The following is a 21,408-nucleotide window of genomic DNA, read 5'->3' as shown; positions in this document are numbered from 1 at the left end:
CCGCCAAGATTTGCGTGAGGCGTCGGGCGGGTTCAGAGGGCAAGGATCCAACCATCGGCTCATCAGGGCGATCCCAGGACTCGCTGGCAGTAGACCGGGAAATGCTCTTCCATTGCATAGCGGGATGTGAGATTCGCCCAAATCTCGCGGCGATATCACTCCAGAGCACCGGCGGCTCATCGTCGCCATTGGTCGTCCGGAGAGGGTGAAATATCCTCGCGTACGCGGGGTAGGCGGCGGGTGCGAGGTTCTTCACCGTGGATCCGAAGGTACTCATTCCCGCCACCACCCACTCCGCGGGCCGTGGAGTAGATGAAGGTTTCACGTGTTCACTCAATTGCTTCTCTCATCGTCTTTCGGCCATTGGATTCCAGGTCAGTGCTTTAATGTCTCAGCCAGTCCACGTGGCCGAAAAGTCCTTGATCACAACATACTCATCGTCAGATTCTTGGCTCATCCTGCTCTGAGTCGAGCAATTGATGGGTTCAGTGGCACCGGTAGCTTCCACGCTCTGAACGCGGGTCGTGAACCGCCAGATGGCATGTGACGACCGAGCCGCCGGGCCCCGTCGCTGCCTGGGAGGGTGCCGCTCCGACGAACCCCATTCCCACCAACGTCAGGCAAGCGATTCCGATTGCTTGAATCTTGCGTGAAAGCTTCATCGGGGCTTGGCTGTAGCCGAGTTCCTGCGTCACGTACTCCAACGCGGCAGCACTGCCGATAAGGTCTACGACCTGGTGCGCAATCCTCCTGCCATCCAGCGCGCGATAGGTGGCGGACTGACTAGTCAGTAAAAATGGGGCCCGGTGAATTAGAGTGACCTCAGTCCCAGCGCCGCGATACCCCGTCCTGTCCCCAGGATTCCGTGCCGGCCTCGTACCGGTTTCCTCTCACCTCCGGAGGCGCTCGCATGCGCGTTAACCTCTCGTCCGTCGCCAAGGGTCCGAAAGACTCGGCCCTTCCCCCGACGACCCTGGAATTCACCAGTGGCGCGGTCGCCTTCGCCCGGGCCGAGACCGAACGCCGTCCCACGGTCCTCGGCCTCATCGCCTCCGGCCGGATGCGCCCGGACACCGGGACCGTCACGATCGACGGCCACACCGACTACGCCGCGATGCGCCGTCAGATCGCCCTCGTCGACGCCCTGGGCGTCTCGGAGCCCGCCGCAGACGTCATGGTCGAAGACGTCGTCGCCGAAGAGCTGATGTTCGCCGGCCTCCGCCGCAAGACCACCCAGCACCTCCTCGCCGGCCTCGGCCTCGCCGACCGGGCACGGTGGGACATGGGCGACCTCGCACCCGACGACCGCATCCGCTTGCTGACCGAGCTGGCCGTGCTGCGCGACGGCGTGCTTGGCCTCGTGCTCACCTCTCCCGACCGCCACGGCGGCGACCCGCTCGGCTGGTGGGATATCGCCGGCGGCCTGGCCGCGCGCGGCTATGCGGTGCTCGTCATCGCCGGAGATGCCTCAGCACACGCCATCGCCGACCTTGAACTCGCCAACCTTGAGCCCGACGGCGTGCTGCCCTCCGGACTCGGACGCTCTCCCATAACCACCGCTGGAGCCGATTCCCTGTGAAAGTCCTCGCCATGATCCGCGCCGAACTGGCGCGCCTGACCGCAACCGTGATGTCCCGGGTCGCCCTCGCCGCCCTGCTGCTCGTGCCCGTGCTCTACGGCGGCCTGTACCTGTGGGCCAACCAGGACCCGTACGCCGGCCTCGACCGGGTGCCGGTCGCGCTCGTCGTCGCAGACACCGGAACGGTCATCGACAACGTGAGCCACAACTACGGCGATGACATCGCGACCGAGCTCTCCGACGCTGGCGCTTTCCAGTGGCATCGGGTCTCCGCCGCGACCGCAGAAGCCGGTGTCGCCGACGCGAGCTACGACTTCAGCGTGACCATCCCGGCCGACTTCTCCGAGGGCATCGCGTCCTCTGCGACGTCCGCGCCGCGCAAATCGGTGATCACGCTCACCACGAACGACACCAACAGCTACCTCGCCTCGACGATCGGCGGCCAGGCCGCGACGAAGATCCGCGAGGCGATCGTCTCGAAGGTCAACGAGGAGGCGGCCGACCGGCTGCTGATCGGGCTCTCCGACGTGCGGTCGAGCCTTGTGACGGCCGCAGACGGCGCCACCAAACTGACGGATGGCGCGACCTCGGCCACCGACGGAAGCGCGAGCCTCGCGAGCGGTGCCGCCCAGCTCTCGAGCGGAGTCGGCGTCCTCGCCTCCGGTCTCGGCCAGCTCGCCACCGGGACGAGCTCCCTCGCGACCGGCGCGGGCCAGCTCGCCACCGGCACCAGAGACCTCGCCACCGGTGCAGGCACCCTCGCCTCCGGCACGAGCCAGCTCTCGAGCGGCGCAACGAGCCTCGCCGCCGGGACCGCGACGCTCGCGACCGGCGCGGGCCAGGTCTCCGCAGGGGCGACGAAGGTCTCCTCGGGCGCTGCGGATCTCGCCGCAGGGACAAAGGACCTTGCTGCCGGGACCGCACTCGTGTCGGGTGGGGCGAGCGCCATGTCCGATTGGTTGACCGCCTTCTCGAAGGCTGCGCCCACGCTCGCGACGAAAGCCCTGGCGACGGACGACACCATCACAGCTGCCACCTCCGAGCTCACGGCAGCGCCCTCCACGATCACGACCGCGCTTCAGACGGCCGGTTTGTCGTCCACCCAGCTCGACGCGGTGCTCGCGGCAGTGCACGCCTCAATCGACCCGATCACTGCCCGGCTTGATGGGCAGCACGACGATGCATCCGCAGTCGCTTCAGATCTCGGTATCTTCGCCGGGACGAGCGGAAAGCTTGCTCCTGTAGCCACGTTGACAGCCACCGGCGCAGCAAACTCTGCCGCCGGCGCCGTCACCGCCCGGGACGGCGCGGCGAAACTCGCAACCGGCGCGGCGCAGACCGCGGCCGGTGCGAGCACCGTCTCGACCGGGGCAAACACCGCGGCAGCAGGGGCCGCGAAGCTCGCGTCCGGCGCAAGCGATGCCTCGACCGGCGCGGCGAAGCTCGCCTCCGGAGCCGGCACCGCCGCATCCGGGGCCGCGTCGCTCTCCACCGGAGCCGGAACGGTCAACAGCGGCGCAGCATCCGCCGCCACCGGAGCGAGCACCGCAGCGACCGGCGCCGAAAGCCTGGCGACCGGCGCGACGAGCCTCAACACCGGGCTCGTGACGCTGCAGTCCGGCGCGGGCGTGCTGCGCGACGGCCTCGCGAACGGGGTGACGAGCATCCCGAATTCGGACGCGCCGACCCGCACCCTGCAGGGCTCGACGATCGCCGACCCGGTCTCGCTCGCGACCGCCGCCGTCACCTCGGCCGGAACATACGGCGCGGGCATGGCCCCGTTCTTTGCGAGCCTCGCCGGCTGGATCGGCATTTACGCGCTGTTCCTGATCGTGAAGCCGGTCTCCCGCCGGGCGATCACGGCGCTGCACTCCCCGCTCAAGATCACCCTCGCCGGCTGGCTCACCCCCGGCCTGCTCGGGCTCGTGCAGATGGCGGGGCTGTTCGGAATCCTCGCCGGGATCCTGCACTTCGAGGTGCACAACCCGGTCGGAACCTACGCGATGATGGGGCTCGCCGCCCTCGCCTTCGCGGCGATCATCCTCGCGCTCAATGTGTGGCTCGGCAGCGTCGGCCAGTTCATCGGCCTCGTGCTCATGGTGATCCAGCTCGTCACCGCCGGCGGGACCTTCCCCTGGCAGACCCTGCCGGCCCCGCTCGCGTGGCTGCACCACGTCGTGCCGATGAGTTACGCGGTCGACGGCATCCGCCAGCTGATGTACGGCGGCAACCCGGCCACGGCCTGGGCGGATGCCGGGGTGCTGCTGCTCTGGGTCGTCGGCGGCCTGGTGCTCGCCGCGGTCGGGGTGACGCGGATGACGCACTTCCGCACCCTGCGCGACCTGCGCCCCAGCCTGATCGGCTGATCGGCTGATCGGCCGATCGGCCCGCGCCGGTTTCCGCGGGCCGCACCCGAAACGGCGGGCGCGGGCTGCCAAAACCGGCGCGGCGGCGGCCCGGCTCAGTGGGTCGAGAGGGTGGACCAGCGCAGCAGGGCGGCGGCCCCGCTCCCACCGTGCAACTCCGCAGGCGACACCACGACGACACGCGCGTCGGTGAGCACCGCGGCGCGGACGAGCGCGTCTGCGGCAGGCACGGCTCCGAGAACGACCGCGCCGAGGGCATCCGCTTCATTCGACGCCACCCAGGGCTCACGATCGAGCGCGAGCAGGGTCGCCTCGGGCAGCGCGCCGGACGAGAGCAGGAGGACCTCGACCTGGCCCTGCTGCAGATCGCGCACGACGGCGGCGAAGTCGGCCTCGGAGAGTCCCTCGTCGCGACCCGACTCGAGGCGTTCGAGGGCGTCGTATTCGTCCTGGGCGAGGATCGCCGCGAGGTGCCGGTCGAGGTCGGCCTCGAGCTCCTCGGTCGTCGCGCCGCCTGGCCGGGTATTCGTCGGCACCACGGCGAGGATGTCCCTACTCGCGGGGGCCAGCTGGGCGACCAGTAATTGCCGCGCGCGCACGTCTCCCGTGAGCATCAGCAGCTCCGCGCCGCTCGTGCGGACCATCTCGTCGATCGCGTCGGCGACCTGGCCCTCGTTGCGCTTCCAGATCTCCTCGGTATCGCGCTGGTACCGGGAATTGGAGAGGAATCCCCCCTGCACCTTGGTGATGTACTCGGTGTCGCCCTCGATCTCCTCCTCGGCGACGGCTCCGGTGCGGCTGAGCCGGAACTGCCGGATCTCGCCGCCGTCGCGCCCGACCTCAGCGATGATGTACGTGAGGTCGCGCGGCCGCTGGGTGAGCAGCGGCAGCAGGCTCGGCACCGGCCCGTGCGAGACGATCAGTTCGCCGAGCGGTTCGCCGGGCAGGAGCTCGTCGAGTTCGACGACACCGTCCCGGACGACGAGCAGCCTGCTGACCTTGCCCGGCCTGCCCGGAGGCTCCTCGATCCGGTCGATCACGGCGTCGGCATCCGCATCGAGGGCGCCGGCGTCGGCCAGCGCCTCGCGCACCGAGCGATGCCGCAAGCTCGAGGTGCGTCTCGGATCCTCACGATCCTGGGTGACATCGACATAAACGGTGGATGCGTCACCGGGCCGGCGATAGAGCTCCGCAAGGCCCTCGTTTCCAAAGTCAGCCATTGACCCAGGTCCCTTCTTCGCTACCCAAGGTTCCCCACCTTGCGGGACCCCTGTCTCGCCAAGCTAGACCCGCCCCCCTATCCCCACAAGCCACGCAGCATCCGCTCGCGAAAGCGGGTGGATCGTCGTTATGGCACGCTCATACCGACGATTCACCCGCTTTCGCGGACGGGTTACGGAGCTAGACGGGGCTTTGCTGGTGCAGGGCTACACACCAGCCGCCGTTCTGGAACACGTACGTCGTTGCTGCGCTCGACTCCGTCGTTTCGTCGCCGCGCCGGGTCACCAGCCGGTAGACGAGGATGCCCGCGCGATCGTTGATCCGGATCACGGCGGGGTCGTGCAGCTCGTAGCTGTCGAGCTGCGGGAGTGCCTCGAAGAACGCGGCGACCGCGTCCCGGGCGACCACGTTCCCCGGGAGCACCAACAGGGCATCGCGCGTCATCGTGCGCCAGTAGTAGTCGCCGGCGCGGCGGGCAAGGATCGCATCCCAGCCCTCGCGCTCTTCGTGCAGCAGGCGGGCGGGCAGATCGTCAGTGATCGCAGTCATAGTGCAACGCTAGCCCCTATTCGGAGCGCTGGGCGCGGCGCCGGCGGCTCATGGACACGAGCACGGCACCGAGCAGGAGAGCGAGGAGGGCGAGCAGGGCGAGGAGCTCAACCGGAAGGTCGATTCCGGTGTGCGCGAGGGCCTTCAGAACTGTCGCGGAGTCGCTCGCCGGGGCGGCCGGGTCGGCGTAGAGGCTGTGCGCGGTGGCCGTGTTGACCACGGTCGGGAACGCGGTGGCCAGCACGGACACCGTGATCGTGACCGTGCGGGTCGCCCCGACGGCCAGCGCGCCGGCGAAGGTGCACGTGACCAGCGCCGCGTCGGACCCTGCGGCGCAGGTCACGGCGTCGCCGTGGCCGGAGACGTAGCTGAGCCCGACCGGGAGTGTGTCGACCACGGTGAATCCACCCGGGTCCGCCGTGGCTCCGGTGTTCGTGACCGAGACGAGGTAGTCCAGGTTCGATCCGATGATGGCCTGCCCGGTGTGGTGCTTCGTCACGGCGAGACTCACCAGCGGGGCGACGCCGAGCGGATCGGTCGCCGAGTTGTTTGCCGGGTCCGGGTCGGGGGTGACCGCGGTGACGGCGGCGGCGTTCGTGACCGTCGGGAACGATCGTGCGTCGACGAGGGCGTTCACGACGAGGGTCGGCGCGTCCGCGCCGGGGGCGACCGGCATCGCGAGCGTGCACGAGACATCCGTTGCACCGAGGGAGGCCGATGCCGCGGCCGAGCATGACCACGCCGGGTCACTGCCCGCGCTGTTGACCCAGGTGAGCCCGACCGGGAGGGTGTCGACCACCCGGACCCCGACAGCGCTTGACGGTCCCGCGTTGGAGACCGTGAGGATGAAGGGGGTCGGAGCGCCGATCGCGCCCGAGCCGGTGTGGGTCTTCACAAGGGACAGGTCGGCGCTGCGGGCGAGGAGCACCCGCACGGGGCTCGGGTTGTTGACGAGCGTGGACTCCGTTGTCGGTGTCGCGGCGATCGCGGGGTTGTCGAGCGTGACGGCACCGAGAGTCGGGTCCGTGTTCACCGTGATCGAGAGCGCGGTCGCCGTACCGCCGGCGGCAAGGCCGGTGCTCCCGCCGCCGAGGGTGCAGATGACGACCTGCGGAGCGCTCGCGGCAACGGCACTCGCGACGCAGGTCCAGCCCGTCGTGTTCGAACGGAACCGGAGCCCGGCCGGCAGGGTGTCGGTGATCGTGATCGGACCGATGGCGTCCGAGGGACCGACGTTACGCAGCGCGAAGTCGAAGACGACGTCGGCGCCCGCGAGGGGGGTCGCCCTCGCGGTCGACTGGTTCAGGTCAAGGTCGGCGATCGCGACAACTGTCACAGGGACGGTGTCGGTGTCGCTGTGAGCGGATGAGCGGCTGTCGGTCCAGCCGACGGTCGCGGTGTTGACCGCGCGGGTGCCGTCAGACACCGCTGCGGCAACGGATGCCGTGACACTGATCACGGAGTTCGTCACGCCGAGCTGGGCGCGGGTGCAGCTGAGGCTGGCCAGGACGCAGGTCCAGCCGGCCCCGCTGATCGCGGTGGCGGTAAAACCGGCCGGAAGTGTGTCGGCGACCGTGAGCGCATCCGCGGTCGACGGACCGGAGTTGGTGACCGTCAGGGCATAGCCGATGCTGCCACCGGCGGTGACGGTCCGAGCGGACGGCACAATCGTCTTGACGATCGTGACGTCGGCGTGCGTGGTCACGTCAGTCGGGTCGCTTGCGGAGTTGGGGTGCGCGTTCGGCGTTGGCTCGTCGAGAACCCCGGTCACGTCCGCGACGTTGGTGAAGCCGGCGGGCCCGGCGTTCGCCGGGATTCCGGCGGTCACGGAGACGACGCCTGCCGTGGCTCCCACGGGAAGGATGCTCGTGCTCGTGCACGTCACATCCTGTCCGACGGGTGCAGCGCAGGTCCAGTCGGCGCCGCCGTCCGCGCCCTGGGCAACCAGCCCTGCCGGGATGTGGTCCGTCACGACGGTGCCTGCCGGGGCGTTCGACGGGCCGTAGTTGGTCACCGAGAGGGAATACGTCAGGTCGGTGCCTGCGGTCACGGCGCCGGCGGGGTGGGTCTTCGTAATTCCCAGATCGGCCTTGCCGGTCAGTCCCGTGTTGGTGTTGTCGCTCGCGTCGGGGGCGTTGTCTGCTCCTGCGGTCGCGGTGTTGACGACGGAACCGGTGAGGCCGCTCGGTACCGCGACCACGACGTCGACGGTCTGGGTGGCCCCGGCGCCGGGCTTCAGTGTGCCCGTGAGGATGCACCCGATAGTCGAGGGAGTGGTGCTGGTCTCGGTGCAGGTCCAGGCGCCAGGGGTGCCGGCCGCGAGCCGCACGAAGGTCAGGCCGTTGGGCAGCGCGTCGGTGATCCGCACGTTGCGGGCGTCGGCGCGGCCGGTGTTCGCGACGACGAAACGGTATGTCGCATCCGTTCCGGGCACGAGCTGGGCATCCTGCAGGGTCTTCGCGATCGAGAGCGTTGTTGCGCTCCCGACCGGGGTCGTCGGTGCGGAGCTGTTATTTGCCGGGTTCGGGTCGGGCGTCGTCCCGGTGACGGCAACCGTGTTGGTGAGGCTGCCGGTGAAGTCGGAGGCGATCGTGGCGGTCACGGTCAGGCGCGAGGTCGCGGAGAGCGCGAGGCCGCCCGCGGAGACACAGCTCACCGGGGTCACGGCGGTGGTGCAGGTCCAGCCGGTTCCCGTGACCGAGACGGCGGAGAGGTGCCCGGGCAGGGTGTCGGTCACGGTGATCGGTCCGACAGAGGTCGACGGACCCGCGTTGGTGACGTCTATGGTCCAGGTCGCCGTGTCGCCGGCGGCGAAGACGCCACTGGCGAGCTTCGTGATGCCGAGGTCGGCGCTCGTGGTCACCGTGTTCGTCGCGCTCGCAGTGTTGTTGCCGAGGAGCGGGTCGAAGGTGCGGGCGGAGACGGTGGCGGAATTGACGACGGCCGTGCCGTTCGGCACACCGGATCCGGCGAGAACGGCGACCGTGATCGCCGGGAATGCGGTGTTTGCGACGAGGGTTTCGTTCGCGTTGACACGTTCACAGCTGAAGGCGCCGGTCACGGCGTTCGGAACCGTGCAGCTCCAACCGGTGCCGGTCGCCCCCGTGACGGTGATGCCGGCGGGCAGGGGCTGGGTGGGGGTGTCCGTGACCGTGAAGTTGTGTCCGGCGACGGCCCCGACCGCGGTGTCCGGTCCGGTGTTGCTGACGGTGACGCTGAAGGCATCCGGCGTGCTGCGCCCGGCGACGAGGGCCGAACCGGCCGTCTTGGCCAGGGTGACGTCGGCCGCATCGATGTGCGCGTCAGCGGTCACCGGGCTCGCCGCGTACGGGGCGGGGCCGGCGTCACCGGTCGCACCGGTGGCATCCGTCGCGGAGGCCGAGAGGGTGTTGGTGTGGCGGATGCCCGCGCCGGCTCCCGGAGTGACGGTTGCCGCAGCGGTCGGCTGCGCGCTGTAGCGGATGCTGATGACGGTTCCGGGGGCCACTGCCGTGAACGCGGGCCAGGCCAGGGTCTGCACTCCGCTCGCTGTGGTCACCGTCGGGTCGCCGAGGGGCCCGGCCGCGCCGCTCCCGATCGAGACCGTGCCTGAACCGGCGAGGTACACCCAGTTCGCGGGAAGGGCATCCGTCGGGGTGACGGTCGCCGCGGTGCCGGCTCCGGTGTTCGTGAGCGTCAGCGTCCAGCCGAACGGGGTGTTCACGTATGCGGTCGCACCGTTGGTCGCGGTCTTGGCGAGGCCGATGTGCGGGAAGCGCGGTGTGACCGCCGCCGTCGCCGTCGGCGGGTTGGCCGTGTAAACCCGGCCGCCCGCCGTCAGGGAGGCGTAACTCGTCACGCTCACGCTGTTCACGATCGCGCTGCCGGTGAGGCTCGGTGACGCGGCCAGCCTGGCGTCGAAGGTCAGGGTGACGGACGCGTTCTTGGCGATGGTCGGCATCGTCCAGGTGATGGTCGTGCCGGAGAGCACACCATTGCCGGAGATATTCGCCACGCTCGCAGGGTCGATCCCGGCGGGAAGCGTGTCGACGATGGTCACGGCAAACGCGTCGGACGTCGTTGCTGTGTTCGCGTTGGTCGCGGTGACGGTGTACGTGAAGGCCTGGCCGGGTTCCGGAGTGGCGTTGGAGACGGTCTTGGCGATTCTGAGCACCGGTTCGAGCACGGTGACGCCCGCGGATCCGGACGGGCCGGTGCGGTCGAAGCTCGCTGCGGCATTGGCCGGATCGGACTTGGCCGTGTCGTTCCAGCGCGGAGCGGCGGTGTTGGTCAGCAACGTTCCCGCGGTATTGGCGGGCGCCGTGGTGACGGTGCCGGTGACCGAGACGGTGACGGTGCGGTCCTCGGTCGCAGCGACGACGTCCCCGAGGAGCCACCCGATCTTCTGGCCGGACGGGGCGAGGGTGAAACCGGGGCCCGTGGGCAGCGCGGCGATGCAGTCGACGGCGGTGGCGGTGCGGCAGGCGACCGTGGCGGAGCCGGCGTTCGCGGTCACGCCGACGGGGAGGGTGTCAATGATGGATGCGTTGTAGAAGTTGACGTTCTTGGGCAGGGTGACGGTGATCGTGTATGCGACCGCGCCGCCGACCGCAACGGCATTCGGGGTGGCCGTCTTGACCGTCGTCGCACCTTCGACCGTGACGACGGCCGACGCGGCCGCAGAGACAACGCGCTCGACGAGGGCGTTGTTCGCGGTGTTGCCGCTCAGGGTCGAGCCGGTAACGCTCGCCGTGTTGGTGTACGTGACGAGCCCGGCGGAGCTGGGTGCGACCCGTGCCGAATAGGTGAGCACGGTGGTGGCGGGGGCCAGAAGTGCACCGGTGCCGGGGAGCATCCAGCCGAGCCTGGTGGTTCCGGTGGCGCAACCGTTGGTGCCGTCCCCGGGCACGCTCGTCGTCGTCGGCGAAGCGGCAGGGGAGAGGAAGGCCGTCAGGGTCAGTCCCGCGGGCAGGCAGTCGACGACGACGGAGTCGTAGGCTGCGGGGCGGCCGGCGGTGTTGCCGGCCGTGAGAGTGAAGGTCACGATGTCATTACCCTGGGCGGTGGGCTTGTCGACGATCTTGGCGAGGGTCGGCAGTGGGGTCACGACCGTGATGGCCTTGGCCGCCGTGCGCGGCGTCACCGCGGTCCCGCCGAGGGTGGCATTGCTCGCGAAGGTCGCGGTGTTGGTGAGCGTTCCGGAGGCCAGACCGACGCCGACGAGCACGCCGGGCAGCGTCACCGTGAAGACCTGGTCCACGGCTGTGGTGTTGTCGAAGGTTGCAGGGAAGGTCAGGGCGCCGTTCGTCGGGTCGAATGAGCCGCCGGCCGGCACGCTCGACACTGTCGCGGCGGTTCCGACCGGAATGGTCAGTCCGGCCGGGAGCGCGTCGGAGAGCTTTCCGTTGTATACCGTTGTATGAGCAGGCACCGTGACGGAGAAGGTGTAGTCGACGAGTTCCCCCGCGACGGCCTGGTTGGCGGTGTTGCCGGTCGCCACGATCCGGGACACGCCGGTCTTGGCCACGGCGGCGTCGGCGAGGCGGATCTGCGCGGTGCTGTTGGCCGGGAGCGCATTCCCGTCGGTGTCATGGGCAGGGTTCAACGAGCCCTTCGGGAAGTAGACCGTGTCGCCGCCCGCGGTGTTCGGTGAGGTGAAGGCGACGACGGATGCCGTATTCGGGAACACCGTCGACACGCTCACGCCGGTGGGAACCGTCACCGCATAGCCGAGCCGGGTGGCTGCTGCTCCTGGGGCGAGTGGACCCGGAACGGTCCAGACGATGACGCTGCGAGCGTTGGCCGGCACAGCATTTGTGGTCGGGTAGCCGGAATCAGCGGGATTGAGACAACTGCCGGCGGGTGTGATCGACGCGACGATCCACGTGGTGCAGGTGTAGCCGGCGGGGAGGGCGTCCCAGACCTGTACGGCAGCGACCGGCACATCGGTGCCCGCGGCGGCCGTTCCGGTGTTCGCGACGTCGAGGGCGTACGTCACGACGTCGCCCTCCTTGACCTTGACGTCTGTTGCCGGCGCGGCCGGGGCCGCACCGTTGACGGCGGAGATCTTCTTGGCGAGGGAGACGGTGGGGGCAGGGGCGATCGCGTAGTCGACCTGGTCACGGAGTGCGAGCACGGCGCCTGCCGTGGATTCCTGACGGTACTTCATCAGGTTCGCGGTGATGTCGATGACGGCGGTCGGCGACGTCGACGTGACGATGGCGCTCACGAAAAGGGTCAGGGTTGCGCCCTTGGCGACGTAGAGGTCGGTCGATCCGTTGTCCGGCGTGCCGAGGTTCCAGGCGGCGGGCAGGGTACCGGCCGGGGTTGCCGACTCTGTGCCGGTTGCGGGGGTCACGGCGACGGTGCTTCCTGACGCGGGCGCGAAGCCGTCGAAGCTCGTTCCGACTGGGGTGAAGTCCGTGATGCGGGCGTTGCGGGTGCGGGTTGAGCTTGCGAACGCCACGGTCAGCTGGAAGCAGACCTTGTCGCCGAGGTGGTAGGTCGGCACCTGGGTGTCTGTGTAGTTGGGCGCGTTGACCGCGGCGGCGCAGTCAACGGCGGTGCCACCGGCGGCCGGGCGGGGAAGCACCTTCTTGGTGATGGTCGGGCTGGATGACGCGAGGCCGGCCGACGAGTCGTCTGTGACCGGCGTGCTGCCGAGGCCGGCGGTGACGTCGGTTGTGGTGCCGGTGATCCCGACGGTGTTGAGGAAGCTGTCTCCCGCGACGGTCGGCCCGCTTTGGCTGTCTCCGGCGTAGGTCGAAGACATCAGGGCGTCGTAGCCGATCGTGCGGCTCGTGTTCACCGGGAGGCTCGTCGGGTTCGGCGTGAGGACGACCGTGAAACTGCCGTCGGCGTTGGCGACGACGCTGTTGACGGTGGCGCCCGTCACCGTGCCGCCTCCGGTACAGCCGGCCGGCAGCTGACCGGCCCGCGGACCGGTCACCACGACGGAAGCGGGCATGATCGGGCAGAGCCCGTTGGGAACGACGTCGGTGATCGTCATTGCGGAATCGGTGGTGTACTCACTCGATCGAAGCAGCAGGGTGAAGTGCGCGATGCCGTCGGCCACGAAGTCCGAGGAGTCCACGGATTTGACGATCGATAGGTCCATGGCCTTGACAGTCACGGAGTCGCTCGAGGTTGCGGCAGCATCCGCGGGGGTGGCGACGGGTCCGGTGTATGTGCCGGTGGCGACTGCGGTGTTCGTGAGGCCCTGGCCGGCGGCGGCTGGCGCTTCCTGGCGAGTCGATGCCCCGGTGTTGTTGTTCAGGTTGGCCGCCTGCAGGCGCGCGGCGGCGTTGGGCACCTGGCCGGCGGGCCACATCGTGTTGGCCTTCAGCGGGATCGCGGCCGAATAGGTGACGGTGCGGGTGGACCCGGCCGTGAGGGTGCCGAGGTTCCAGGTGACCTTCGTGAAGACCTGGCCGAGGAAGCCTGCGCGGTCGTTGACCGTTTCGACGAGCGCGGGAGTCGCGCAGGAGGGACCGCCGGTGGAGGAGCCGAGCGGGCCGCTGCCCGGGTATTCCGCTGTGCCCGCCGCACTGTTGTCGACACTACCGCAACCGAGGAATTCGAGGCCGGCCGGGAGGTAGTCGACGAGCACGACGCCGGTCGTGGCGGCGACCCCGGTGTTCTTGGTGGTGATTGTGTAGACGGTGGCCTGGTCCTGTGCGCCGCGCATGAGTTCATGCTCGGGGCTCGGTTCGGTCTTGGTGACCTTGAGGGCGGCGACCTTCGTGGAAACGGGAGTGACGGCATCCGTGAATGCGAAGCTGCCTGCGACGACGACGCCGGTTGTCGGCGTGAATTTGGCGAGCAGTCGAGGATCGGTCTGGCCGTAGACGGAGGCATTGCCGGGGATGGGAGATCCGACCAGGAAGACGGAGGGGTTGGGCGTGATCCCGAAGGTGAGGCCGGTGGTGCTTCCGTGCACGAGGTCGGCGACGTTCGGCCAGATCAGCACCTGGTGGGTGACCGCCGGAGGCCCCACGACGTCGGTGATCGTCACGATCGTCGGGTCTGGGAGGGCCGGACCGCTTGCCCCTGCCGTACTGCCGGGGACATAGCTCGCGCCGGCGGGCAGCTGGTACCGGAATGCGAGGTTGTAGTAGTCCGTTGTGCCGCCGGCAGGAGCCGTCGCGGTGAGACTCACGGTCGCGTTTTCGCCCGCGAGGATGGTCGGCGTGCTGCTGGCCGTGAGGGTGACGAGCCCGGCAGCGGTCGCCGGGGCGACAATGGCGCCGACGGTCAGGCCGACGGCGACGAGCAGTCCGGCCAAGACGCTGGCCGTGATCCGCATGTGCGCCCGGGCCGGGGCGAGGAAACCGTGGTCGAAGAGGATCTGACGCTTTTTGTGGCGCGGCACGATGGCAGGGCGGAAAAGCGGCATGACGAGTACTCCAGGGTAAGCAATGCGAGCAGCGCTGTTTCGGCGTACGCGGGGCATTTCGGGTGCCCGGGTACGCAGAAGCGTCCCTGTCCAGTACGTTTCCTAGAAGCTACTGGTTGCGCGTCGGGCCGGGCCATCCCTCGGATGACCCCAGTGCGGGGCGGAGCCCTCCCCCAGAACGGGGCGGCTCCGGTTCCTGCTCCGGCTCCGTGAGCGGGCTACTTGAAGCGGTGCTGAAGCACCCAGTCGTGCATTGCGACGGCGGCGGCGGCCGAGGCGTTGATCGAGCGCGTCGATCCGAACTGGCTGATCTCGAGCACCGCGTCCGCCGCGTCGATCGCCTCGTCGGAGAGGCCGGGGCCCTCCTGGCCGAACAGGAGCACGCAACGCTCCGGGATCGCGAAGGTTTCGATCAGCACGCTGCCGGGCACGTTGTCGATCGCGATGATCGGCAGGCCCTCGTTCGCCGCCCAGAGGACGAACGTGGCGACATCCGCGTGGTGCAGCACGTGCTGATACCGGTCGGTGACCATGGCACCGCGCTTGTTCCAGCGCTTGCGGCCGATGATGTGCACCGTGTCCGCTCCGAAGGCGTTGGCGCTGCGCACGATCGAGCCGATGTTCATGTCGTGCTGCCAGTTCTCGATCGCGACATGGAACGGGTGCCGCTTCTCGTCGAGGTCCGCGACGATCGCGGCCATCGACCAGTACCGGTACCGGTCGATCACATTGCGGGTGTCGCCGCGCTCGAGGAGTTCCGGGTCGTAGAAGGATTCCTCGGGGAGCTCCCCCTGCCAGGGCCCGACCCCGTTCGTCGACAGCTCGACGGTCGGTGCGGCGGTCTGAGCGGGAATGGGGAGCAGCGGTTCGGTCACCGCTCCACCGTATCCCGACCCGCGCCAACCCCCGCCCCGAATCCGTGCCCGTGCTCGTCCCCGCGAGAGTACACTCTTGGCCCTTAAGACGGCGGTTTAAGGGCCAAAAGTACGCTCTCGCGGACAGGGACGGACGGGCGGGCGAGACTGAACGGGCGGGGCGCGCGTATGATTTCGGTATGCCTAAAACTGCTGGGGGCACCGTAGCGGATGCTGCGCGCCTGCCGGCTGCGCCCGCCCGGCTGGCGATGCTGCTGGGTCCGGCCCTCGTGGCCGGGGTCGCCTACCTGGACCCGGGCAACGTCGCGAGCAACATGACCGCCGGCGCCCGGTTCGGGTATCTGCTGGTCTGGGTGGTGCTCGCCGGGAACCTGATGGCCTGGCTGATCCAGTACCTGTCCGCGAAGCTCGGGATCGTGACCGGGCAGAGTCTGCCGGAGCTCCTCGGGGCCCGGTTCCGGCATCCGTTTCTGCGACGGCTCTACTGGTTGCAGGCCGAACTCGTCGCGATGGCCACGGACCTCGCGGAGATCATCGGCGGCGCGGTCGCACTCTACCTGCTGTTCGGGCTGCCCTTGCTGCTTGGCGGCGTGATCACGGGCACGGTGTCGATGCTCGTGCTCACCGCGCAGGCCCGCCGCGGGGCGCAGAGCTTCGAACGGGTGATCGTCGCCATGCTGTGCGTGATCACGATCGGGTTCACCGCCGGGGTGTTCTTCGCGCCGCCGGACCCCGCGAGCGTGCTCGCCGGCCTCGTGCCGCGGTTCGAGGGCGCCAACTCGGTGCTGCTCGCGGCGTCGATCCTCGGTGCGACGATCATGCCGCACGCGATCTACGCGCATTCCGCCCTCGCCCGCGACCGTTTCCCCGGCGCCCACGACCAGCCGACCACCCGCCGCCTGCTCTGGGGCACCCGCTGGGACGTGACCCTCGCGATGGTGCTCGCCGGAACGGTCAACGTGGCCCTGCTGGTCCTGGCCGCATCCGCTCTGCAGGGTGTGCCGGGCACCGACTCGCTGCCCGGCGCGTACAACGCGCTGCGGGCGAACCTGGGGCCGATCGTCGCGACCGTGTTCGCGGTCGGCCTGCTCGCCTCCGGGCTCGCCTCGACCTCCGTCGGCGCGTACGCGGGCGCCGAGATCATGCACGGGCTGCTGCACCTGCGGCTGCCGCTCCTGGTGCGCCGGCTCGTCACGCTGATCCCGGCGCTGGTCATCCTCGCGATCGGCCTCGACCCGACGGAGGCCCTCGTGCTCAGCCAGGTGGTGCTCTCCTTCGGGATCCCGTTCGCGCTGGTCCCCCTCGTCTGGCTCACCTCCCGGCGCGAGCTCCTCGGCGAGTACACCAACCGCTGGTTCACGACCCTCGCCGGGGCGATCGCCGCGCTGCTGCTCGTGACGCTCAATGTCGTCCTCCTCGTCCTGATCTTCAGCGGCGCATGACCGGCATCCGCCCGGCATTCCAGCGACGGATGCCCGGCATCCGCTCATGATGGACGGCAGCGCATGAAGCACAACGGCACCAGTACCCCGGCCTCCGAGGACTACCTCAAGACCATCTACGCGCACACCGAATGGCAGCCGGAGCGGATCACCCCTTCCGCGCTCGCGGCCCGACTCGGGGTCGCGCCCTCCTCGGTCACCGAGATGGTGAAGAAGCTCGCCGCCGCCGGGCTCATCACGCACGTGCCCTACGGACCGCTCGCCCTCACTCCCGCCGGGGTGCTGCGCGCGAGCGCCGTCGTGCGGCGGCACCGGCTGATCGAGACCTGGCTCGTGCAGGAGATGGGCTACGACTGGGACGAGGTGCACGACGAGGCCGAGATCCTCGAGCATGCTCTCTCCGACCGGCTGCTGGACGCGATCGACGAACGCCTCGGCCGGCCGGTGATCGACCCGCACGGCGACGCGATCCCCGCGGCGGACGGGACGGTCCTGCCGCGCTCCGGGATCACGGTCGACCGGGCCGACCCCGGCCTGGTCGGCGTCGTGCTGCGGGTGAGCGACCGGGACCCCGTGGTGCTCCGCGGCCTCGCTCGCGACGGCATCGGGCCGGGAACCGAACTCGAGGTGCGGGAACCGGGGCGGGTCCGGCTGCCGGGCGGCGACATCCGTCCTCTCTCCGATGCGGAGGCTGCGTCAATCTGGCTCACGGTGCCGTCCGTAGTTGAGTGAACCCTCGACCGCTACTCTGGAAGAGACCCTGAGGAGCGCCGAATGACACGCCGTGACGAGATCGAATGTTGGCTCACCGACATGGACGGGGTGCTGGTCCACGAGAACAGCCCGCTGCCCGGGGCTGCCGCGCTTCTGCAACAGTGGGCCGACGCGGGGACGCCGTTCCTCGTGCTGACCAACAACTCCATCTTCACGCCCCGGGACCTGAGCGCCCGGCTGCGCGCGTCGGGGCTCAACGTGCCGGAGGAGCGCATCTGGACCTCGGCCCTCGCGACCGCCGACTTCCTGAAGAGCCAGATGCCCGGCGGCACGGCCTTCGTGATCGGCGAAGTCGGCCTCACGACGGCACTGCACGAGGCCGGCTTCATCATGACGGAGACCAACCCCGACTATGTCGTGGTGGGCGAGACCCGCAACTACTCCTTCGAGGCGATCACGAAGGCCATCCGCCTGCTGCTCGCCGGCGCGCGATTCATCGCCACGAACCCGGATGCGACGGGGCCGAGCGCGGACGGCCCGATGCCCGCGACGGGCGCCATCGCCGCCCTCATCTCGAAGGCGACGGGCATGGAGCCGTACGTCGTCGGCAAGCCGAACCCGATGATGTTCCGCTCGGCGATGAACAAGATCGGCGCGCACTCGGAGAACACGGCGATGATCGGCGACCGGATGGACACCGACATCGTCGCCGGGATCGAGGCCGGCCTGTACACCCTGCTCGTGATGACCGGGATCAGCGACGAGGCCGAGGTCAGCCGCTACCCGTTCCGTCCGGACGAGATCATCTCCGGGGTGGACAAGCTCGTGTCAGCCGAACCCGTCGAGTCCGACGAGATCTAGCCCGCCAACGGTCATAACTCCTGCAAATTCCGCCAGCGCGGATTGCCGGCCGCGGAATTCCGGGTCACCGCAGGGACCCGGCCGCCGCCGTCGGCAAATTTGCAGGAGTTATGACAAGAACGGCGCGGCCGTGCCCTACGGGGTGCAGAGGGTCAGGCGGTCGGCCCGGGGCCCGCGAGACTCCCGGTGATTCCGTCACCCGATGACCGGCTGACGAAGCAGAAGTACTGGTGCGGGGCATCCGCCCACTGCTCGGCGGTGATGGGATAGCTGCCCTGCACCTGCACGTCGGGATACGCGTTCGCTGCCGCGAGGTCGATCACGCCGGGCGCGCTGCAGAGCAGGTTGATCTGCGCAGCAAGCGCCGCCTCGCCGGGGAACGGCGTGGTCGCGTCGCCGGCGAACAGCCCGCGATAGACGAGCTGCGCCTGGTGCGGGGCTGCGCAGTCGGCGACGGTGAAGGTCTCCTCCCACGGGGAGACGTACGGCTGCAGGCATTCGCCACCGAAGAGGGTCTGCCAGGCGTGCACGCCGACCGGCTGCGCTGCGGTGGGCGCCGGGGTCGGCGTGGGGGTCGGCGTCGCGGTGGGAGTGGGAGTCTCCGATGCAGAGGCGGCGGTCGTCGCCGGGGAGCCGACGAGGCGCTGACCGAGCAGGAAGAGCCCGACCAGAACGACGGCGACGAGCAGGCCGACCGCGGTCCAGATCAAGGGTTTCGGAAGACCACTGTGCTCGGCGGATGCTCCGCTCCGGCCGTGCCCGGAACCACCGTTGCCGGAACCGCCGTTTCCCGAGCCGTGGCCGGAACCGCTCGGTGCGGAAGTGGGTGTCGTCCCCGAAACGCCTGTCCCGGGCACGCCAGCTGCGGCGGCGGGTGATTCCGAGTCGCCGACGGGTGTTCCCTTCGAGCGACGCGAAAAGAAGCCGGCCGTTGCGGGCGTCCGAGGGGACGCATCCGCACCAGTCCCGGCAGCGAGAACCATCGTCGGGGCACCGGCCTCCGCGACCGCGGCGTCGTGTGCGTCCGTGTCGGCGGGGACCTGGAACAGGGCGTCAAACGCGCTCAGCGCCCCTGCAGGTTCTGCGCCGTCGCTGGCCGCGGGTGCAGCCGGGTGCTCGGTGGACTCGGCGAGCGGGGCCGGAGGGGTGACGAGCTCGGTCGGCGCCAGTCCGGAATCGGCCCACGGGTCGTTATCGACCGGAAAGGGCACGATCGGAGCCGGGAGCGGCGGCAGTGCTGCGGCCGGCGCCGCGCTCGCGGACGCGACGGATGCCGCGGCGACCGCGGCAGCGGCACTCGCGGCGGCGGCGCCCTCGATGTCGAACTCAGCGCGGGTCGCGGCCGTGACGTCGGCATGCTCGGCGCCAGCGAATGCGGACGCGTCGGCGTCGGCGTCGGCGTCGGCACGCTCGACGGCGGTTGCCGCTGCTTCAACGGCTTCGGCGTGCTCAGCAGGGGTAGTTGCGACGGCTTCGGCTTCGGCCGCGGCGGCTTCGGTTTCGGCACGCTCGGCTGCTTCGGACGCGGCGGCTTCGGCAATGGCATGATCGGCTGCTTCGGCACGCTCGGCTGCTTCGGCTCGCTCGGCTGCTTCGGACGCCGCGGCTTCGGCAACTGCACGATCGGCAGCAGCGGCTTCGGCCGCGGCACGTTCAGCAGCGGCGGCAGCGACGGCTTCCGCACGCGCCCTGTCGGTGGCTTCGACGGCGGCACGTTCGACGGCTTCGGACGCCGCACGCGCGGCGGCAGCCTCCGCGACCGCACGTGCCGTGGCTGCGGCGGTTGCGGCGGTGAACGCGGCTGCAGCGGCACTCGCTGCAGCGGCACTGGCAGCACCGGCGGCGGTCGCCGCGGCCGGCAACGCCGAGTCGGCCGCCTGAGCGGCGGCACGACGCCCGCGGAGCCGGAAGTGCGACGGCGCAGGCGCCACGGGCAGGGGCTCGGGGACCGGCTCCGGCAGGTTGCGAGCCGGGTACAGGGTGCCGCGCCCGTCGGCGGTGGCGGCGCGATCCGCGGCGACCTCCTCGGGAGTGAGCACGAGCGGCGACCGTGCGGGGGTGGTCCACCAGGGTTCGGGCGGGGTCTCCGGGCGGATGCTCCGGCCGACACCCACGGTCGGCGAGCCTCCGGTGGCGCCCACGTTCGGAGTCGCGGCAGCGTCGCCGGTCGTGGCGAGTGGGCGCGCGGACGGGTAGAAGATGTCGCCGGGGGCGTAGCCTGCGGAACCGACCGTGCCGGTCGAAGCAGGCGAGGTCGATGAGCCCGAGCCTGCGGAGGCAGACGCAGAGGCTGCGGAGCCTGCTGAACCCGCGGCTGCGACTGCCGAACCGGCGGAGGCCGAAGAAGTCGATGGGGTCACCCGGGCCGGCGTCAGCCCGGCCGGCGTCAGTCCAGCGGGCGTCGCGAAGGACGAGGCGCCGGCGGCGCGCGGCCGGAACACGGCCGGATCGCTTGCGGTCGGCTCGCCAGAGGGCGCCGGAGTGTGCACCGCGGGAGTCGGTGCGAGGGGCGGGGCGAGGGGCGGGGCGAGGGGCGCGACCGGCGGGGCAGGGACCGGCGGGGCAGGGACCGCCGGCTTGACCACGGTGACCGCGGCGGTCGCCGTCGTCGGCTTGAGTCCCCACAGGAAAGCGGGGGCCGGAGCAGCGGGAGCCGGGGGTGTGCCGGCAGTACCAGCAGCACCGGAGTCGCCGTGGCCTGCACGGGAGACCCGGCCGGCGGCATCCGCGGGGGTGCCCTTCGCCCGACGCGGGCGGCGCATCACGAAGTCGTCCGGCAGGGTCGGCTTGGTTCCGTCGCCGAGCTGGGAGGCGAGCCAGTCGAGTCCTTCTTCGCCGCTCCCCGGCTGATCCGGCACTAGTTCAGCCCCAGGTCCTCAAGGCCGATCGCTGCGAAGTAGGGGTAGCCGGCCGCTTCGATCACTTCGCGTGCGCCGGTGTTGCGGTCGACGACGACCGCGACGCCCGCGATGATGGCGCCGACCTTGAGCAGGGCTTCGACGGCCGCGAGCGGGGACCCACCGGTGGTGGAGGTGTCCTCGAGCACGATCACGCGCTTGCCGGCGAGGTCAGGGCCTTCGACCTGGCGGCCGCGACCGTGGTCCTTGGGCTCCTTGCGCACGACGAACGCGTCGTAGGCGAGGCCGCGGGCGACGCCCTGATGCAGGATCGCAGCGGCGACGGGGTCTGCGCCCATCGTCATACCGCCGACGGCGGAGACGTCGGGCACGTCGGCGATGAGGTCGATCATGACCTGACCGATCAGCGGGGCGACCCGGTGGTCGAGGCTCACCTTGCGGAGGTCGACATAGTACGTCGCCTTCTTGCCGCTCGTGAGGGTGAAGTCACCGTGGAACACGGCCTCAGCCGAGATGTAGTCAATGAGCTGCTGCCGAATGTCCGTCACGGATCAACTGTATGCCATTCG

11 protein-coding genes are annotated in these 21,408 nt (G+C 70.0%); 5 read left to right on the top strand and 6 right to left on the bottom strand.

Annotation, left to right across the window (positions count from 1 at the left end):
• Positions 1–910: 910 nt before the first annotated feature.
• Positions 911–1,579: a hypothetical protein gene (locus E3O44_RS05095; RefSeq protein ID WP_174775041.1), complete on the top strand. Its 669-nt coding sequence runs from the start codon at positions 911–913 to the stop codon at positions 1,577–1,579.
• An 11-nt stretch (positions 1,580–1,590) separates the two neighbouring features.
• The gene (locus tag E3O44_RS05090) at positions 1,591–3,945 is read left to right on the top strand and encodes a YhgE/Pip domain-containing protein (protein ID WP_134533191.1); all 2,355 of its coding nucleotides are present in this window, start codon (positions 1,591–1,593) and stop codon (positions 3,943–3,945) included.
• Between the two features lie 95 nt (positions 3,946–4,040).
• On the opposite strand, the gene E3O44_RS05085 is transcribed toward E3O44_RS05090, so the two are convergent.
• The 4 genes from E3O44_RS05085 to E3O44_RS05070 form a co-directional block, all read right to left on the bottom strand.
• Positions 4,041–5,165 (bottom strand): baeRF2 domain-containing protein, encoded by a 1,125-nt coding sequence (locus E3O44_RS05085; RefSeq protein ID WP_134533190.1) that lies wholly within the window; start codon positions 5,163–5,165, stop codon positions 4,041–4,043.
• A gap of 181 nt (positions 5,166–5,346) precedes the next feature.
• Positions 5,347–5,715, bottom strand: coding sequence for a DUF4440 domain-containing protein (locus E3O44_RS05080; protein WP_134533188.1), 369 nt, complete (start codon positions 5,713–5,715; stop codon positions 5,347–5,349).
• 16 nt (positions 5,716–5,731) lie between these two features.
• Positions 5,732–14,089, bottom strand: a complete 8,358-nt coding sequence (locus E3O44_RS05075; RefSeq protein WP_166792549.1) for an isopeptide-forming domain-containing fimbrial protein — start codon at positions 14,087–14,089, stop codon at positions 5,732–5,734.
• 218 nt (positions 14,090–14,307) lie between these two features.
• Positions 14,308–14,964 carry a TrmH family RNA methyltransferase gene (locus E3O44_RS05070; RefSeq protein ID WP_420897911.1) on the bottom strand — a complete coding sequence of 219 codons (657 nt, stop codon included), beginning with the start codon at positions 14,962–14,964 and terminating at the stop codon, positions 14,308–14,310.
• A 179-nt stretch (positions 14,965–15,143) separates the two neighbouring features.
• Here E3O44_RS05070 and E3O44_RS05065 point away from each other — a divergent pair, with 179 nt between their 5' ends.
• The 3 genes from E3O44_RS05065 to E3O44_RS05055 all read left to right on the top strand — a co-directional run bounded on the left by E3O44_RS05065 (position 15,144) and on the right by E3O44_RS05055 (position 17,981).
• Positions 15,144–16,406 (top strand): Nramp family divalent metal transporter, encoded by a 1,263-nt coding sequence (locus E3O44_RS05065; RefSeq protein WP_166792548.1) that lies wholly within the window; start codon positions 15,144–15,146, stop codon positions 16,404–16,406.
• A 63-nt stretch (positions 16,407–16,469) separates the two neighbouring features.
• Positions 16,470–17,138 (top strand): metal-dependent transcriptional regulator, encoded by a 669-nt coding sequence (locus tag E3O44_RS05060; RefSeq protein ID WP_134533185.1) that lies wholly within the window; start codon positions 16,470–16,472, stop codon positions 17,136–17,138.
• 42 nt (positions 17,139–17,180) lie between these two features.
• Positions 17,181–17,981 carry an HAD-IIA family hydrolase gene (locus E3O44_RS05055; protein ID WP_134533183.1) on the top strand — a complete coding sequence of 267 codons (801 nt, stop codon included), beginning with the start codon at positions 17,181–17,183 and terminating at the stop codon, positions 17,979–17,981.
• 152 nt (positions 17,982–18,133) lie between these two features.
• On the opposite strand, the gene E3O44_RS05050 is transcribed toward E3O44_RS05055, so the two are convergent.
• On the bottom strand, positions 18,134–20,839 hold the full coding sequence (locus E3O44_RS05050) for a hypothetical protein (RefSeq protein ID WP_134533181.1): 2,706 nt from the start codon (positions 20,837–20,839) through the stop codon (positions 18,134–18,136).
• Positions 20,839–21,387 carry an orotate phosphoribosyltransferase gene (pyrE, locus tag E3O44_RS05045; protein ID WP_134533179.1) on the bottom strand — a complete coding sequence of 183 codons (549 nt, stop codon included), beginning with the start codon at positions 21,385–21,387 and terminating at the stop codon, positions 20,839–20,841. The genes E3O44_RS05050 and pyrE overlap by 1 nt, the downstream gene beginning before the upstream one ends.
• Positions 21,388–21,408: the final 21 nt, after the last annotated feature.

It is taken from the genome of Cryobacterium algoricola, from assembly GCF_004402485.1.
Taxonomy (GTDB): Bacteria; Actinomycetota; Actinomycetes; order Actinomycetales; family Microbacteriaceae; genus Cryobacterium; species Cryobacterium algoricola.
This window is presented reverse-complemented; position numbering and strand designations above follow the sequence as displayed.

What these genes read in the sequence shown, in the direction of transcription:
- E3O44_RS05095 (WP_174775041.1), top strand. Translation starts at nt 911, where the DNA reads ATGCGCGTTAACCTCTCGTCCGTCGCCAAGGGTCCGAAAGACTCGGCC.
- E3O44_RS05090 (WP_134533191.1), top strand. Translation starts at nt 1,591, where the DNA reads ATGATCCGCGCCGAACTGGCGCGCCTGACCGCAACCGTGATGTCCCGG.
- E3O44_RS05085 (WP_134533190.1), bottom strand. Translation starts at nt 5,165, where the DNA reads ATGGCTGACTTTGGAAACGAGGGCCTTGCGGAGCTCTATCGCCGGCCC.
- E3O44_RS05080 (WP_134533188.1), bottom strand. Translation starts at nt 5,715, where the DNA reads ATGACTGCGATCACTGACGATCTGCCCGCCCGCCTGCTGCACGAAGAG.
- E3O44_RS05075 (WP_166792549.1), bottom strand. Translation starts at nt 14,089, where the DNA reads ATGCCGCTTTTCCGCCCTGCCATCGTGCCGCGCCACAAAAAGCGTCAG.
- E3O44_RS05065 (WP_166792548.1), top strand. Translation starts at nt 15,144, where the DNA reads ATGCCTAAAACTGCTGGGGGCACCGTAGCGGATGCTGCGCGCCTGCCG.
- E3O44_RS05060 (WP_134533185.1), top strand. Translation starts at nt 16,470, where the DNA reads ATGAAGCACAACGGCACCAGTACCCCGGCCTCCGAGGACTACCTCAAG.
- E3O44_RS05055 (WP_134533183.1), top strand. Translation starts at nt 17,181, where the DNA reads ATGACACGCCGTGACGAGATCGAATGTTGGCTCACCGACATGGACGGG.